At 58.8% G+C, this 15,408-nt stretch carries 13 protein-coding genes; 3 read left to right on the forward strand and 10 right to left on the reverse strand.

Going from position 1 to position 15,408, the window contains the following annotated elements; all coding sequences use genetic code 11:
• Positions 1 to 5: 5 nt before the first annotated feature.
• The 4 genes from citC to K349_RS0107490 all read right to left on the reverse strand — a co-directional run bounded on the left by citC (position 6) and on the right by K349_RS0107490 (position 5,413).
• On the reverse strand, positions 6 to 1,094 hold the full coding sequence (gene citC, locus K349_RS0107475) for a [citrate (pro-3S)-lyase] ligase (RefSeq protein WP_245588022.1): 1,089 nt from the start codon (positions 1,092 to 1,094) through the stop codon (positions 6 to 8).
• Between the two features lie 110 nt (positions 1,095 to 1,204).
• Positions 1,205 to 2,686 (reverse strand): AMP-binding protein, encoded by a 1,482-nt coding sequence (locus tag K349_RS0107480; protein ID WP_029165238.1) that lies wholly within the window; start codon positions 2,684 to 2,686, stop codon positions 1,205 to 1,207.
• An 89-nt stretch (positions 2,687 to 2,775) separates the two neighbouring features.
• On the reverse strand, positions 2,776 to 3,969 hold the full coding sequence (locus K349_RS0107485; RefSeq protein WP_029165239.1) for a M20 metallopeptidase family protein: 1,194 nt from the start codon (positions 3,967 to 3,969) through the stop codon (positions 2,776 to 2,778).
• A gap of 49 nt (positions 3,970 to 4,018) precedes the next feature.
• Positions 4,019 to 5,413 (reverse strand): type 1 glutamine amidotransferase family protein, encoded by a 1,395-nt coding sequence (locus K349_RS0107490; protein ID WP_157367328.1) that lies wholly within the window; start codon positions 5,411 to 5,413, stop codon positions 4,019 to 4,021.
• 111 nt (positions 5,414 to 5,524) lie between these two features.
• On the opposite strand from K349_RS0107490, the gene asnS reads away from it, so the two are divergent.
• The 3 genes from asnS (at position 5,525) to K349_RS19875 (ending at position 8,653) form a co-directional block, all read left to right on the forward strand.
• Positions 5,525 to 6,829 carry an asparagine--tRNA ligase gene (gene asnS / locus K349_RS0107495; RefSeq protein ID WP_029165241.1) on the forward strand — a complete coding sequence of 435 codons (1,305 nt, stop codon included), beginning with the start codon at positions 5,525 to 5,527 and terminating at the stop codon, positions 6,827 to 6,829.
• A gap of 166 nt (positions 6,830 to 6,995) precedes the next feature.
• Positions 6,996 to 7,799 (forward strand): oxygen-binding di-iron domain-containing protein, encoded by an 804-nt coding sequence (locus tag K349_RS0107500; protein WP_029165242.1) that lies wholly within the window; start codon positions 6,996 to 6,998, stop codon positions 7,797 to 7,799.
• A gap of 5 nt (positions 7,800 to 7,804) precedes the next feature.
• The gene (locus K349_RS19875) at positions 7,805 to 8,653 is read left to right on the forward strand and encodes a methyl-accepting chemotaxis protein (RefSeq protein WP_157367329.1); all 849 of its coding nucleotides are present in this window, start codon (positions 7,805 to 7,807) and stop codon (positions 8,651 to 8,653) included.
• Between the two features lie 502 nt (positions 8,654 to 9,155).
• Here the strand turns inward: K349_RS19875 and K349_RS0107520 are convergent.
• From K349_RS0107520 to K349_RS0107545, 6 genes are all read right to left on the reverse strand, one after another.
• Positions 9,156 to 10,112, reverse strand: coding sequence for an RluA family pseudouridine synthase (locus tag K349_RS0107520; RefSeq protein ID WP_029165244.1), 957 nt, complete (start codon positions 10,110 to 10,112; stop codon positions 9,156 to 9,158).
• Positions 10,113 to 10,184: 72 nt separating this feature from the next.
• Positions 10,185 to 10,379, reverse strand: a complete 195-nt coding sequence (locus K349_RS18675) for an Rdx family protein (protein ID WP_034265239.1) — start codon at positions 10,377 to 10,379, stop codon at positions 10,185 to 10,187.
• A 53-nt stretch (positions 10,380 to 10,432) separates the two neighbouring features.
• Positions 10,433 to 11,485 carry a 3'-5' exoribonuclease YhaM family protein gene (locus K349_RS0107530; RefSeq protein WP_029165245.1) on the reverse strand — a complete coding sequence of 351 codons (1,053 nt, stop codon included), beginning with the start codon at positions 11,483 to 11,485 and terminating at the stop codon, positions 10,433 to 10,435.
• 239 nt (positions 11,486 to 11,724) lie between these two features.
• Positions 11,725 to 12,363, reverse strand: coding sequence for a histidine phosphatase family protein (locus K349_RS0107535; RefSeq protein WP_029165246.1), 639 nt, complete (start codon positions 12,361 to 12,363; stop codon positions 11,725 to 11,727).
• A gap of 3 nt (positions 12,364 to 12,366) precedes the next feature.
• Positions 12,367 to 14,007 (reverse strand): phosphoglycerate dehydrogenase, encoded by a 1,641-nt coding sequence (serA, locus tag K349_RS0107540; protein WP_029165247.1) that lies wholly within the window; start codon positions 14,005 to 14,007, stop codon positions 12,367 to 12,369.
• A gap of 4 nt (positions 14,008 to 14,011) precedes the next feature.
• A complete protein-coding gene (locus tag K349_RS0107545) occupies positions 14,012 to 15,154 on the reverse strand; it encodes a pyridoxal-phosphate-dependent aminotransferase family protein (protein WP_029165248.1) in 1,143 nt (380 codons plus the stop codon).
• Positions 15,155 to 15,408 lie beyond the last annotated feature (254 nt).

A 15,408-nucleotide genomic window follows, 5' to 3' on the forward strand; every position in this document is an offset into this window, starting at 1 on the left:
TAAATTCAGTGGCGGGTCTCGCTCTTCCGCACTCGTTCCAGGATTTCGGCGGTAGAAGCGTCACGCAGATACGCCCAGGTCACATCGGGAACAAGGCGTCGCACGAGATCCCAATTTTCCTCGCGAAGCCCCTGCCGCACCGTGGAAGCCGAGATCGCCGCACCTCCTTCTTCGAGAGGAAGTCGCGGAAGTTCCACCACCTCGACACCAAGGGGGGGAAGAACCTCGCGCATGGCCTCGTTGTAGGTCCGCGTGATCGGGCAATAGGGTTCCGTCCCGACAAAACGGGTGTGAATGCCCAGCTCGCGACAGAAAAGTCTCGCGAAAAGCGTCACATCGAGTCGAGCCTGGATTCTTGCCTTCGCGAGATCATCGCGATCCTTGAGGAAATAGGAGGGAAATGTTGCGGGGGAGACTGCATAGTCACCACTCCGAAGAACCGTTACATTGCCGAGATGCGCCGTCCCCTCCTGGACAAGCCGCAGCCGGTCCTTAAAAGGGAAAACGGAAAGATCGGCTTCCACCACCACGACATAGAGATGCTCGCACGAAGCACTCGCCTGCTCCACAAGCCATAGGTGCCCTCTCGTGAAGGGGTTGCAGTTGACCACGATTCCTCCGATCCGGGCACCCGGTGGAGGAGAAGGGAAACATGCCTCCCGAACCTCCCGAAGATATCGCTTGTACGCCTCAACTCCCGGTTCTCCCATTTCAAGAAGCATCACGTGAGGATCGTAGCGTGCAAGTTCCACGAAGCCCAGAGCGAGAAATCGGTCTCCCGCCTCGGGTTTGGTGAAAACGAACAGGGATGTCCGCCCCAGGGAACGCGCCTCCCCCACCAGAAGAGAGACCACTTTCGAGGAAAGCCCCGCCTCTTTCCAGGCAGGATCCACCGCCACCATCTTGATGACCTTTCCCTCAAGGCTTCCCGTGGCGACGATCCTTCCTTCCGCATCTTCGAGAAAGACCGTTACCTCCGGATTCCCTTCGTAGAAAAGCCCATGGGCGGCGAGAAAGGATTCGAGCCGTCGCCGTTCTCCCGGAGAGAGACGGGAGCGAATCCGCACGTCGAAGGAATCGAACAACCGACTCACACTCCTTTTGGGAATCTCTGAATAAGGCTGCGCCAGCCCCGCAGGGCGCCTCGCAGAGCCTGATGCAACCCGAGTCAAGGGAAAGCGAAAGGCCTTTATTCAGAGCTTCCCTACCAATAACGAAGCTCGCGCTTCAGGATTTTTCCGATCCCGGACCGGGGCAATTCGTCCACGATGTCGATCTTTCTCGGAACCTTGTAATGCGCGAGATGCTCCTTGCAGTAGGCAATCAACTCCCGCGCTTCGACGGAAACTCCCTGGGAGGGAATGACGTACGCCTTCACGACTTCTCCGCTTACAGAGTGCGGAACACCCACGACAGCACACTCCCGAACGCCGGGATGTTCCAGAAGAACGCTTTCCACATCCTGAGGGTAGACATTGAATCCACCGACAATGATCGCGTCGCTCGCCCTGTCGAGAATGGAGAGATATCCCGCCTCATCCATGAAAACCACATCTCCCGTGTTGAACCACCCCTGGTCGAACCGGGCGGCCGAGAGTTGGGGAGCAAGAAAATACCCCTCCGTCACCGAAGGACCCTTGAGCCACAAAATCCCTTCTCCGCCTTGAGGAAGAACATTCCCCGCCTCGTCTCGAATCTGAACGGAATATCCGGAAAGGCAGGTTCCCACAGTACCCAATTTCCGTTCTTCCATGGAACGGTTCACGCTCACCACAGGCGACGTCTCGGTAAGACCGTATCCCTCCAGAGCCCCGACACCGAGCAGTTCCTGGCAGCGTCGATCGAGTTTCGTGGGAAAACGGTCACCCCCGGACACAAGCAGCCGGATCTGCCGCAGGGGCTCACCTCGTCTTCCGACGGCAGCCAGCAGAAGAGCGATGAGGGTGGGAACCCCGACCAGGATGGACGCATCAGCCCGGAGAATTGCGTCGAGAGTTCCCTCGGCGGGCATAAAGGAAGGCATCAGCACCTGAGAGAGCCCCATGACCAGGGGAAGAACACCGCACACGGTGAATCCGAGGGCGTGAAAGTTAGGGAGAACGTTCGTCATGATTTCTCCCTCCCTGAGATCTTGCACATGCGCCATGGAGGCAGTGACGTTGTCGAGGATGTTCGCATGGGACACGGGAACGGCTTTGGGAACCCCCGTCGTTCCAGAGGTGAAGAAGATGACCGCCGTGGCATTCCCCATGTCCGCTCCTTCACGACGAGGCATCTCCGAAAGAGGGCCCTCCAGAGGCATGGTCGCCGCGGGAATGCCCGCATTGACGAGCCTCTCGGCCAAAGATTCCATCCCCTGGGGAAGGACGGTGGAGAAAACGTCGGAAAAACGCAATGCCTTCTGGATGGCAGAAAATCCCGCCTGAATATTCAGGGGGATCACAGCTCCCCCAAGTCGCCATGTCGCAAGGGAAAGCGCCAGGAAAAGAGGGGAGTTCGGCAGGAGAAGCCCCAGGCGCTGTCCGGGCGAAAAACCGTTCCTCTCCAGTTGCACTGTGCACTGATCGGCCAAGCCGAGGAACGCCCCCCTGGACCACCATTCTCCCCTCCACCAAAGAGCTTTTTCGCCCAATTCCTCCCGACACCGTCGCATAACGTGCTCTTCGAGACGCCCAAGTGCACCCACTCTTCGCATCCTCCAGTCGATTTCAACTCCGTATCCCGACGATCCGCCCCTCTCACGCTCTCCGAAGGACGCGGAGGGGGAATCGCCGTTCACAACGTAAGAGCCAGAAAGGCCTGCCAGGCAGAGGCAAGATGGAGCAACTCCTCGGGAACGTCGTATTTCGGATGATGCAGACCATATTCCGCACCAGTCCCGAGAAGCATGAAATTCGAGGGACACTCGAGGGAGTAGAAAGAGAAATCCTCTCCGGCCAGAAGCGGACGATCCAGCACATGCGTCTCCTCCACACCGAAGAAATGCCGCGACAGTTCCAGAACCTGGCTTGTCAGCTCCACATCGTTCGACACGGGAGGATAGTTCCGCACGTATTCCACCCCGGCCGTACTGAGAAAGGCCCTGCAGACGTCGACGATCGCGCCTTCGAGCCGTTTCTGCATGCGATCCCGCAGGGCGGGGTCGAACGTGCGAAGCGTTCCCCACAGATGGGCCCTCTCGGGGATAACGTTGTAGGCATCGCCCGCTTCGATTTGCCCCACCGAGATCACCACACTGTCGAGAGGATCGACCTCTCGGCTCGTGAGGTGCTGCAACGCAAGAAGAACGTGGGCAGCAACCGCGATCGGGTCCACCCCCATATGGGGCGACGCCGCATGACATGCGGCACCCTGGATTTCCACGTGGAAACGATCCGAAAGCGCCGTGATGGGACCTGGGCGGGTGAAAAGCGTTCCATAGGGCAGCTTGGGCCAGAAATGCAACCCGAGCACCCGTTCGATGCCGAATTTGCCAATGATTCCCGCCTCGGTGAGAGCCCGGGCACCGCCCTTCCCCTCTTCCGCAGGCTGAAAGACGAACACCACAGGGTGCCGCAGCAGGTCCACCCGGGACGCAAGCAGCTCCGCCGCACCCAAGAGAGACGCCATATGTGCATCGTGGCCACAGGCGTGCATGATTCCGGGAATACACGAAGAAAACGAAAGGCCCGTTTCTTCCTCGAGCGCCAAGGCATCCATATCCGCCCGAAGCATTGTGGCTCCTCCCGGCAGGTTTTCCCCCAGAACGCCCACCACCGCCGTGGGAACACCGAACCCCTGAATCACCCGAATACCCTCTATGGAAGAAAGAACCTGAACGACCCTGGAAGCGGTGACGTTCTCCTCGTAGGCCAGTTCGGGAAATTGATGAAATTCTCTTCTCCATGCGATGATATCCTCGCCGAAGGACTCGGCCTCGGCGAGAAGATGGGGTCCCCAGGTCAACCAGTCTTCTCTTTGGTCCTTCATGGCAGATCTCCTTCCAGCACTCTCGTTTCTCCGATTCGAAACGGGCACACTACATTCCGGCAAGCCAGCGCCGGATCTCGTGAATGCAGTTCCAGGGTTCGATGCGAAGCTGCGTGATGATTCCCCGTTTCAGGCTCCAGGAATCGGTCAGCAGCTCCTTTCGGTCCTTCACATCGAGCACCGACCATTCCCCCGAGTGTTCCCGCTCCCCGGAGATGACCAGGTTCGGAGACCAGTACCCGCGCACCCGCTCTCCGCTTCGCAGCAGGGGACCGTTTCTGACGCACTGCGCCTCGACCCGGCAGAGAGGCTTCTCTTCTTTTCCCGACCGGTTCCCCCCGTTTCCGGAATAGCGAGCCTGTACCGGGAAAATGCCGAGCCCCGTCCATTCGCTTCCATCTCTTTCAAAAATTCGTTCCCCTGCAAGAGCGGCACAGTTGCCTTCCATGAGGAATGCCTTGTTTCCAAAGACAAACTGCCCCACGGCCCGCTTCAGGTTCGCATTGTTCAAAACCGCTCCACGGATGTACTGTTCGGCACCGTGAGGCACATACAAGACGTCCGCCTCGGAGGGAATCGTCTCGTCCGGGCGCACTTCCACAATCCAGGCTCCAAGTCGATGGAGCAGCCGTTCCAGGTTGTCCCCTCCCAATCCGAGAGCGGGATGGCGCAACACGACGACGTTCAGCGCCGCCGGAAACGGCTCCACCTCGAAGGAGAGGGGTGTCCATTCCGGTGCGAGTTTGCTCATCGCCGCCACGAGAGACCAGAAGATTTCATCCTCCATGGCACACAACTGCGCCACCGCACTGCGAAGGGAGAAAAAACGGGGAGAGGTGACTTCCTGCGTGAAAAGGACTTCCTTGAGGGGCAGCTCCCGACCGAGCGAGGCGGGGAAATATCCTGCGGCAATCCACGGGAGACGACGCCCCAGTTCGATCTCCAGAAGCTGATATTCCTTCGGGTTGAGCACCGCATTGAAACAGATAGCCATTTTGGGAATACGATCGAATTCCTGCAGTTGCCCGAAAAGGTTCTCCGCGGTTCTTGCAGCGAGGGCCGCTGCGGAATCCGCGTTGAGAACGGGCAAGAGAGGTGCATCCAAACATTGAGCAACCCGAAGCGTCCAGCGGTCGAGAAGGAGTTTGTCCTCACGCTCCCGCTCCGTCGCGAGAGGACCGACGATGAGATTCAACGCACTCGGATCGGCGGCGGATTCGAAGAGAAGTTGCAAGGGTTTTTCGCCACCCGCGAGAAAAGGTTCCAGGAGCGTCACTTCCTGCCGGCAGGCCCATCTGAGGAGACACAACGTGACCTCGTCCAACCCGGTGGCGAACAGGCGAAGAGGATATCCTCTTTCCCGGAGTGCCGCCGCGAAAAGGACCGAGACGGGAACCATACCAGAACGTCGCTCGTCGGCAAGTACCAAACGTGGAATATGCAAACCCCTTGCTCCTTTGTCCCGAGAATGTTCTATAGTGTATCATAGATTACAGTGCTCCAAGCGATATGGTGCCCTTTCCGCGAGGAAAGCACCCGAGGAGGTTGAGAACACATGCCCGTATCCTGCGTACAGATTCAAGCGTTGCCGCAACACATCGACGAAGAGGTCGTCGTCCGCGGATGGATGTACAACAAACGAAGCTCCGGCAAGATTCACTTTCTTCAGCTTCGGGACGGATCGGGGTTTGTTCAGGCCGTCATGGTGAAGAACGAGGTGGCGGAAGAGGAGTTCGAAAACGCCAAGAACCTCTGGTTTGAAGCATGCCTCGAAGTGACGGGAAAAGTCCGCGCCGATCAGCGCGCTCCTTCAGGCGTGGAACTCTCCGTGACGGCTCTCAAGGTTCTCCACAACCCAACGGAGGAATACCCCATCGGCAAAAAAGAACACGGCATCGATTTTCTTCTCGACCTCAGGCATCTGTGGCTTCGAAGTCAACGGCAGCACGCCATCATGAAGATCCGGGAACAGGTGATCTGGACAACCCGGGAATACCTGCGAAACAACGGATTCCTCCTCGTGGACAGTCCGATCATCACCGGTTCCATCGGCGAAGGAGCCTCGGGGCTCTTCGACCTCGACTATTTCGACATGGGGAAAGCCTATCTCGCCCAGACAGGACAACTCTACGCCGAAGCCGCCGCCGCTGCATACGGCAAAGTGTACACTTTCGGGCCCACCTTTCGGGCGGAGAAATCGAAGACACGGCGCCATCTCACCGAGTTCTGGATGGTGGAACCAGAAGTCGCCTTCTACGACCACGAGGACAACATGCATCTTCAGGAAAACCTCGTCTCCGCCATCGTGGAGCAGGTTCTCCTCCATTGCGGCAAGGAACTCGCGTTGCTCGAACGGAATGTCGAACCGCTGAAAAAGGTCGTTCCTCCCTTCTACCGCATCACCTACGACGACGCGGTAAAAAAACTCCACAGCCTTGGCAGCGATATCCGATACGGCGAGGATTTCGGCAATGACGACGAAACGATTCTCACCCAACAGTACGACAAGCCCGTCTTCGTCGAATGCTACCCGAAGAAGGTGAAAGCCTTCTACATGAAGGAACATCCCACGAATCCAGATCTTGTGCTCTGCGACGACCTCCTCGCGCCCGAAGGATACGGAGAAATCATCGGCGGTTCCCAGCGTGAGGACGATATGGAGCGACTCGTGGCGAGAATCCGCGAACAGGGGCTCCCGGAGGAATCCTACACGTGGTATCTTGATCTCAGACGCTACGGCACCTTCATCCACAGCGGATTCGGCATGGGAATCGAGCGGGTTGTGGCCTGGATCTGCGGCCTTCAGCACATCCGGGAAGCGATCCCCTGGCCCAGAACCATCTACCGGCTCAACCCCTGATATTCCGGACAGTGCTTTCGATCCGGTTCGTCGCAAAAACGCTTCTCCCCACGGTTTATTCCTCGCCAGTTACGGGGGAAAAATCAACCACGCGGCGCTCTTCGGCGAATTTCTCCGTCACCTTCTCCGGAGAGCAGAGAAACGACAGGGACAAGGAGTGAGAACCATGGCACAGTTCAGCACACTCAGCCTCTACGATGATCCGCGCCACAAGTATCTTCTGCTCGGATGGGAGGAACAGGAGGAAGAAGGAGTTGTCCAGACCAATCAGTACATGATCCTTCACGAGGACGAAGTGCTCCTCGTGGACCCGGGAGGCGCGCACGTCTTTCCCAGGGTTCTTGCGAACGTGGCGGAGAAGGTGAACATCTCTCACATCAGGAACATTTTCTACTCTCACCAGGATCCCGACGTCTCCTCGGGAATCACCCTGTGGCTTTCTCTGGCGGAAAACGCCAAGGTCCATATCTCCGGGCTCTGGGTGCGTTTTCTTCCCCATTTCGGCGTGTACGACCAGAAACGCATCGCCGCCATTCCGGACCAAGGGGGCTCCTTTACCCTCCGCGACGGGACACGTCTGGAACTCATCCCCTCTCACTTCCTCCACTCCACGGGACAGTTCTCCCTGTACGACCCCGTTTCGAAGATCCTTTTTACCGGAGATATTGGAGCGGCCATTTTTCCACCGGGAAAGCGCTATCCCGTGGTGGAGGACTTCGACGCGCACAGTAAACTCATGGAGGGATTCCACAAACGATACATGGCCTCCAATGCGGCATGCCGAAAATGGGTTGACATCGTTTCCTCCAGAGAGATTTCCGCCATCGCGCCCCAGCATGGGGCGGTCATGAAGGGCGATTCCGTTCGCCGCTTCTTCGACTGGTTCCGGGAACTCCGTTGCGGCGTCGATCTTCTCGATTCCCTCTACGGAGGCCATTCCCTTCGCCCCACGGGGCGCAGAGCGGGGTAATACTCATGGCGATGACGGACGGACAGAACGAGGCCATCCGGGAACTTTCGTCCACCTATTTTGGCGCGACCCTCATGAATTCCTTCATGGCCCAGCTCGACGAGGTCCTCGTCCGGAGGGTCCTGGCGGTACAGAACGAGCTTTCAGACATCTCGGAGAGATTCGCCGTCCTCAGCGAGGTGCTCGGAAAAACCGTGAATGAATTCGAGGCGAGCAGCCGGGAGGCACAGGACAATGTCCTGCGCATCAAGGACATGAACCAAACCCTGGAAGAAGAGTTGAGCAAGTCCGGAACGAATATCGACGGCATGAGCGCCGACGTGGCAAAGACCGTGGAGGCGACTTTCGGTACGCTCAACAGTTTTCTCGAAGTGGAGAAGATGTCCCAGGAAATCAACAAGATCGCCAAACAGACCAACCTGCTGGCCCTGAATGCCTCCATCGAGGCTGCGCGCGCGGGCGAACACGGCAGGGGGTTCGCCGTGGTCGCCTCGGAAGTACAGAAACTTTCCTTTCAAACCAAGGAAGCTTCGGACAAAATCGGAGAAAAAGTCCTCGAGATCTCCGGTTCTGTGAAGGAAGCGATCGAAAATGTGCAGCGCGTGAACGACATGTTCGGCGTGATCCGGGACTCTCTCGGTTCGTTCATGGACTTCCTGAACACGAACAAGGAATTCATGGGGCACCTCACCACCATCATGCACGACGCAAGCGGAAAGGTACGAAGCGGCTCCGTGGAGATGGACAATTCCGTGGAAATCATGAAGGACGCCATCTCCAAGTTCGAATCCATGGCGACCATCATCACCTCCATCGTCCGTGCTCAGAAGAACCTCAAGGAGATCAAACTCTGAGAAGAAAAGCACCAGGCAACGTGGCGCCCGGCCTTTTCCACGTGGGCGCGTTCTCTGCCCCGGATTCGTTCCACAGCGGAAAGGGGGCGCGCATGCGCCCCCTTTCTCGAAGGAATCGGTTGAATGGGAACGTCGAAGCGATACACTCCCTGCAGTTCTCAGAGAGAGCAGGCTCCTCCCGCTCTGGCAATCCGGGCTGTCTCCACGAGGAGCATGGTGTTCCAGAGAAACCCCTTCAGATCGACCCGCACCACATCGTCATGAAAGGTCATTTCCTCGGGAACGTACAGACGGACATTCCCGTCCTGGAGTACCGCATTTCCCTCTTCCGCGTCGGGCTTGCCGTTCTCGACGAGAGCGGCATACTGCGCAGCTCAACCACCACCGATACGTCGCACAATCACATGGGCGACGCCGCCCCATTTCTCGATTTTCTCCCGCGCCTTTTCCGTGAGTTCCAACGTGAGTTTGTTCATCCCTATCCACTCCCTTCCTGCAACCATTATACCCCCTCTAGGTAAACTTGCCAAGCAACCCCGGAAAGGGCCTTCCGAAAATCATGCGGAAGAGGCGCAACAAAGGTCCGTTCCGAGAGATGCTCTAGCGGTGGGACCAGAACAGGCAAAAAAAGTGCCCTGGCATGCAAAAGAGGACGCCTTGCCGCCGGAGAAAAAGGCCTGTACGTCGTGGACCCGTATTTCCCGTCCCCCACCACGGGATGTCCGATATGGGCGAGATGTACTCGGATCTGGTGTGAACGCCCGGTCAAAAGCCGTATCCTGGCCAGAGACATTCCCTCGACACAGGCAATGCGCTCGAACTCCGTCAATGCGTCGCTCCCCTGGTCGTCCACAGCGACGCTATTCGTGGCCCCATCCTTTCGGAGAGGAAGGTCGATCTTGCCGTATTCGGGAAGCGTTCCCTCCACGAGGGCCCAATAAATTTTCTCCACACCGCCGGAACGCCACGCATCGTGCAGAACCCTGGAGGCGCTTCGGGACAGGGAGAGAAGGAGCACTCCCGACGTGTTTCTGTCGAGGCGATGCACCGGAACGGCCAGTGAAGAGGTCTGCCCGTTCCGCAGAAGTTCTTCGGCGATACAGTCTCCTCCCGCCTCGGAAGGCTGGCTCAGGATGCCAGCGGGTTTGTTCGCCACGAGGACATGCTCGTCCGCATACAGAACGGGAATCGCCACTCGCTTCCCGGAGCGCACTGCGGAAAATCCCGTCTCTCCCGTCCGTTCTTTTTTTTCGGGAGAGGCTGGTTCCCAAGGAACAAGGATTTCCTGCCCTTCCTCCACATGGGCGGAACAGACTGTTTTTTTCCCCTCGACCCGCACAAGCCCTTTTCGAACGGCTCGCATGAGGGCTCCCAGGGGCACATCGGGGAAAAGTCCTCGTAAAACCCTGTCGAGACGTCGCCCGTGATCGTCCCGGGTGATTCGAAACGTCCTCCCCACTGCACTACACCTCCGAAAAAGAAGAAAGCGGCGGAAACGTTCCGCCGCTCCGATGTATCCGTACTTCCACCACTACAGTCGCTTCGCGACTTCCTCCACGAGAAATGCCGGATCCGGATGTTTTCCCGTGGCCTTTTTGCTGTACACCAGTTCGCCGTCCACGAAAAACTCGAACACACCCCCCCCAGAGGGAATCAGCTCCAACGAAGCGATGTCGTTCTTGAACCGCGCAAGCAATGCCTCGGCAACGCCGAGCGCTTTCGGCAGGTACCCTCAACTGGTACAATATTCCACTCGTATGCGCATCACGACTCCTCCTCTCACCGCTCTTCGGGTGCCTCCTGCGTGGAGTTGCCCCATTTCCAGTAACGCCTCTGGGTCACCGCATGATAGTCGCTCACACCGCCGGGCAAGGTGGTTTCCACGGCGGCGTCGTAGCAAAAGAGTCGAAAATCCAATTCGTCCGCCACCGAGACGATCAGGGCCTCCCGGGTGGCGGGAAGCACGGGTGAACCATATTCCTTCTCTCCATGGTGGCTCAGAATGATATGCCCCAGATGCATTGCCGTCACTTCATCCAGGCCGAAGGAATCGGCAAGGGATCGAAAGCGGGCGAAACCGAGGGGCACGTGGTCCAACACCGCTCCGGGCAGTGTCATGGCCGGAGCGGGAGTCAACCCGTAGGCATCGATCTTTCCGATGTCGTGGAGAAGACCTCCTCCGATCACGACATCGGAATCGAGCCGAGTGCCGCTCTTCACATAACTGTCCGCCATGGCCAGCGCGGACTCCGTCACCATCACCGTGTGCTCGAGCAGACCGTGCACGTAGGCATGATGATGGGTCACCGCCGCGGGTATGATCTGAAATCGATCCCAAAGTTCGCCGGAAAACACGCATTCGAGAAAGGAGCGCCTCCTGCCATTCGCCCGGGCGAGCAATTTCCAAAAACGCGCCTCCAGTTCTTCGAGGGGAATCGTCGATTTTCGGACAAAGAGGTGGGGGGGATATTTCTCCTGATCGACCAGATAGATTTCCTCGAAGACAAACTGCTGCTGGCCTCTGTAGGAATTTACCTTTCCCTTGACACCCACGGATGTTCCTTCAACGCTCCGGACAAACCCCTCATCGAGAGGGTTCACTTTCTTTTTCTGTCCCGCACCGGAGGAAAGATCGATCCAATCCGCGCTGCTCCAGATCTTGGCGTCGATGCCGCCGTCACCGTCCATGACGGAGCAGTTCCAATAGGGCTGTCCGTTCTTGGGGCTTACCTTGGGAGAAAGCCGCTGAAGCAGGAAGACGCCGCAGAAACTCTCGTTTTCTCCAAGCGCCTTTATCTGCCTTGTGCTGAGTCGTTGCTGCTCCGAACTCATGGAGTCACTCCTTCACAGTCATTGCCGGGAAGACGACAGGGTCCGAACGGGTGTCGCGGAAAACATCCTCCAGTGCTCTTTGGGAGACAGTGTACCTGAAGAGAGGTTCTCCGTCACCATTCTTCGTGCGGGAGCGTTCTCCATTCGTCGGAAACAGGAGTCACCTCTCCATCATGTGACGGCGGAAACGGTCGAAGCAAGGTGGGAAAAACCGTATCGCCGCTCCTCCCACCTTCGCCTCAGAGCCCTTTCTGCTCCTCCCGCACAAAGGCATCACCCATGTGGCACATGTCCCCTATGACGGAAAAACGCCATCCGCCCGAGCGTTCCTCAAGGACCGTGATACTTCCGTTTCCCAGTTGAAATTTCCAGAACCCCGAAAGGGGCATCTCCAGGAGATGACACAGAAGAACCTTGAGAACCGCATCGTGGGCCACGAGAAGCACCTCGTCCCCGCCCCGGCTTCGAATGTGCTCGAGAGCGTCCTTCGCCCGGCACAGAACATCTTCCAGAGATTCCCCGGTCTCTCCTGGCATCTGCACATCCTGGGGCATCTCATGCCAGCGCCGCAGCAATTCCGGCCAACGTCGCGCCACGTCGGCGGCGAGGAGTCCTTCCCATTCTCCATGGTCGATCTCCGCCGCACGAGGCAAAAGCTCCACGGAAAGGCCAAGACGGCATGCCACCGCCTCGGCGGTCTCTCTCGCCCGGGAAAGCGGACTGGCATAAACGTGATCGAGAGAACGGGCTCCAAAGGCTTCGCCCACGCGCCTCGCCTGTTCTCTTCCTCTCGGGTTGAGGGGAATGTCCTGTTTCCCCTGAAAGCGTCCTTCTTCGTTCCACGCAGTAACACCATGGCGTACCCAATACATGCGCATAGGTCACAGTTCCTCCGGAAAGGTCGTCACAGCCGCCCAAAGCAGATCCGCATCCTCGGACAGCTGCCGCATCACATCGGGAGCGATGTCGTTGTCGATTTGCAGGGCCGCAAGGGCGAGGCCGCTGCCGTTCTTGCGCCCCAGCGCGAAATTCGCGATGTTCACCCCGGCGTCGCCGAGCAGCGTCCCCACCTTACCGATGACACCGGGCCGGTCATGGTTGCTGAAGAGAAGCAGACGCCGTTCGGGGATGAACTCAATGGGGTAACCGTTCAGGCGGACCACGCGCTGTCGCCCTTCCTCCGTAACGGTCCCCTGAAGGGCAACACTCTCCCGATCTCCCTCCACGACGAGCTCCAGAAGATTCTTGTAGGTCCCGGATTCGCCCTTCCCTTCCTCGACGGAAAGATGCCGCTCCTCCGCCATGAGGGGAGCTGCCATATAGCTCACCTCGGGGCCGTGGCGGACTTCCAGCAGCCCCTTGAGAGCCGCCACCGTGTAGGGAGCGTAGCGGTAGGGGACATCGAAGTGGATGAGAGAGGAATCCTCCTTGAACAATCCTCCCTTGAGGAGAAGCCTGACCGATTTGGGCGCTCCCCGCAGAAGTTGCCCCGCGAGGTTGCCGAGTTTTCTCGCCAGGGAAAGGTACGTTTTTTCGAGGGGAGGGAGCTGTCCCTCCATGAAAGGAAGATTCACCGCGTGCTCGTAGGGAAATCCCTTGAGGGCGTTCACGAGATTCGACGTGGCGATCTGGGCCACCGCGGACTGGGCTTCCCTGGTGTTCGCTCCGATGTGCGGGGTGAGCACGATTCGGTCCCGTAGGTCCTCCGCCAGAAAAGGGTGTTCCTTTCCCGGGGGCTCTGCTCCATAGACATCAAACGCGATCCCCGCGAGCCGTCCCTCCCGAAGCGCTTCCGCACAGGCCCGCTCGTCCACGAGGCCACCCCGGGCGCAATTGACGAGAAAGCTCCCACGTTTCATGGCTCGCAGCGTTTTTTCGTCGATCATGCCCCTTGTCTCCGCCGTAAGAGGAACGTGGAGGGTCACCACATCCGCCAGGGCCAGGGCTCCGGGAAGCTCCTCCACGAGCGTCACTCCGAGCGATTCCGCCCGCGAGGCCGACACGTAAGGATCGAACGCGGAGACATCCATACCGAAGGAACGGGCGCGGAGGGCCACGTTTCCGCCGATCCTCCCCAGCCCCACGATGAGAAGACGTTTTCCGAAGAGCTGCGTTCCCATGAAGCGTTTGCGCTCCCACTCGCCGTCGAGAATGGACGTATGGGCCTGGGGGACTTTCCGGCAGAGCGCGAGGAGATTCGCCATGGTGAGCTCCGCCGCGGCGAGGGTGTTTCCCGTAGGAGCGTTGATGACCACCACGCCCCTCCGGCTCGCCTCGGCAATGTCGATGTTGTCCACGCCCACTCCGGCCCGGGCGATGACCTTCAGACGCGTCGCACGGAGCAGCAGTTCACGGTCGACGGGGGTTCCGCTTCTCGTGAGCAGCGCATCGTATCCCTCCACCGCGTCGAGGAGTTCCTCCCGCGACAGCCGGAGCCGCTGTTCCACCTGGATGTCGGGATCCCTTGCCAGCAGCTCCAATCCCGTCTCGTGAACAGGCTCCGTGACGAGTACCTTGAACATATCCTCACGCTCCTTCTCTGTTCCATGCCGCATACGCCGCCTCGAGAGCACCCGTTTTCGGATCGGCGCCGCACTCCCGAAGAGCCGCATAAAGACTTCCCAAATACAAGGCGATCTCCGGCCAGCCGAGATCACCGTAATGGGCGAAGCGGATCAGGTCCTCCTTGAGACATCCCTGTCCCTCCGCCACCTCGACTCCGAGTTCACGAAGCGTCTTCTGCAGCCGTTTCGACATGCCGGGAATCCGTAGCGCCGTCACGCCCCAGGAGCGGCGCGCCTCCTCCGCCACCAGAAGCGTGCACCCCAGAGCGCAGACTCCTTCCGCGAAGCTCCGGGCGAAACGCCTTCGTGCGGCGAACCACCGGGCGTGACCGTATTCGCCGAGGAAGGCCAGGGCTGCATCGAGAGCGTAAAAGAGCGTCACCGGAGGCGTATAGGGATTCTGTGGCTCCACCTTCTCGAGAAACGTCCGGTGTGCCCGCAAGTCGAAGAAAACGCTCCGGGAAGGTGTTTCCTCCACAGCCTTCCATGCTCTCGGGGAGAGCCAGACAAGGGCAACTCCGGGAGGCGTGAGCAACCCTTTCTGGGAACTGGAAGCCAGACCATCCACGCCCCAGGTTTCGGGAGAACAGGGCATGCATCCGAGACTGCTCACGGCATCGACGAGAACGAGAGGACGAGGTTCCGGCATGGCTCGAACGATCCGCCATATGGGATTCGTGACCCCCGTAGAGGTCTCGTTGTGAGTGAGCAGGACAAGCCGCGCATCTCCGTGTTCCTGAAGGGCTTCGCGGACCCGTTCCGGAGAAACGCTGCTCCCCCAGGGCACATCCACGGAAACGACCTCTCCCCCCATGCGGAGAGCGATATCCCGAAAACGATCGCCGAAGGCACCACAGGAAACGGAGAGGACTTTCATACCCGGGCGAAGCGTTCCACCGAGCATTCCCTCCAGCGCGCCGGTTCCCGAGCCTGGGAGAAGCAACACTGGTCCGTCCACACAAAGGAGGTCCCGAAGACGATTCTGAAGACGGCCGAGAAGGGAACCGAAATCCGGTTCCCGGTGACTCATCAGGGGTCTCGCCGCCGCGGCGGCGACCATGTCCGGAACCGGAACCGGACCGGGCGTACAGAGAAACTTTCCCATGAACATTCCTCCCGTCTGCGTATTTCCCTTCTCAACACCATGCCCTTCCGGGCCTGTTTCCCTCTTCGGACATGACATCTTTCCCGTCGAAAAACCCGAAGTTCCATTGCGAACGGAAAACGAACAAGAGGGCCGGAAAACTCTCCCGGCCCTCTTCCGCATCGTCGTGGTGGAATACGTTCCGAAATATCCGCTACTTCCACTCCTCCATTTGCGGTGCCGGGAAACGCGACATATCCTCTCCCCAAGACCGG

Source organism: Aminiphilus circumscriptus DSM 16581, from assembly GCF_000526375.1.
Taxonomy (GTDB): domain Bacteria; phylum Synergistota; class Synergistia; order Synergistales; family Aminiphilaceae; genus Aminiphilus; species Aminiphilus circumscriptus.

What these genes read in the sequence shown, in the direction of transcription:
- K349_RS0107545 (WP_029165248.1), bottom strand. Translation starts at nt 15,154, where the DNA reads ATGGGAAAGTTTCTCTGTACGCCCGGTCCGGTTCCGGTTCCGGACATG.
- K349_RS0107485 (WP_029165239.1), bottom strand. Translation starts at nt 3,969, where the DNA reads ATGAAGGACCAAAGAGAAGACTGGTTGACCTGGGGACCCCATCTTCTC.
- asnS (WP_029165241.1), top strand. Translation starts at nt 5,525, where the DNA reads ATGCCCGTATCCTGCGTACAGATTCAAGCGTTGCCGCAACACATCGAC.
- K349_RS19875 (WP_157367329.1), top strand. Translation starts at nt 7,805, where the DNA reads ATGGCGATGACGGACGGACAGAACGAGGCCATCCGGGAACTTTCGTCC.
- K349_RS0107500 (WP_029165242.1), top strand. Translation starts at nt 6,996, where the DNA reads ATGGCACAGTTCAGCACACTCAGCCTCTACGATGATCCGCGCCACAAG.
- K349_RS0107535 (WP_029165246.1), bottom strand. Translation starts at nt 12,363, where the DNA reads ATGCGCATGTATTGGGTACGCCATGGTGTTACTGCGTGGAACGAAGAA.
- K349_RS0107530 (WP_029165245.1), bottom strand. Translation starts at nt 11,485, where the DNA reads ATGAGTTCGGAGCAGCAACGACTCAGCACAAGGCAGATAAAGGCGCTT.
- serA (WP_029165247.1), bottom strand. Translation starts at nt 14,007, where the DNA reads ATGTTCAAGGTACTCGTCACGGAGCCTGTTCACGAGACGGGATTGGAG.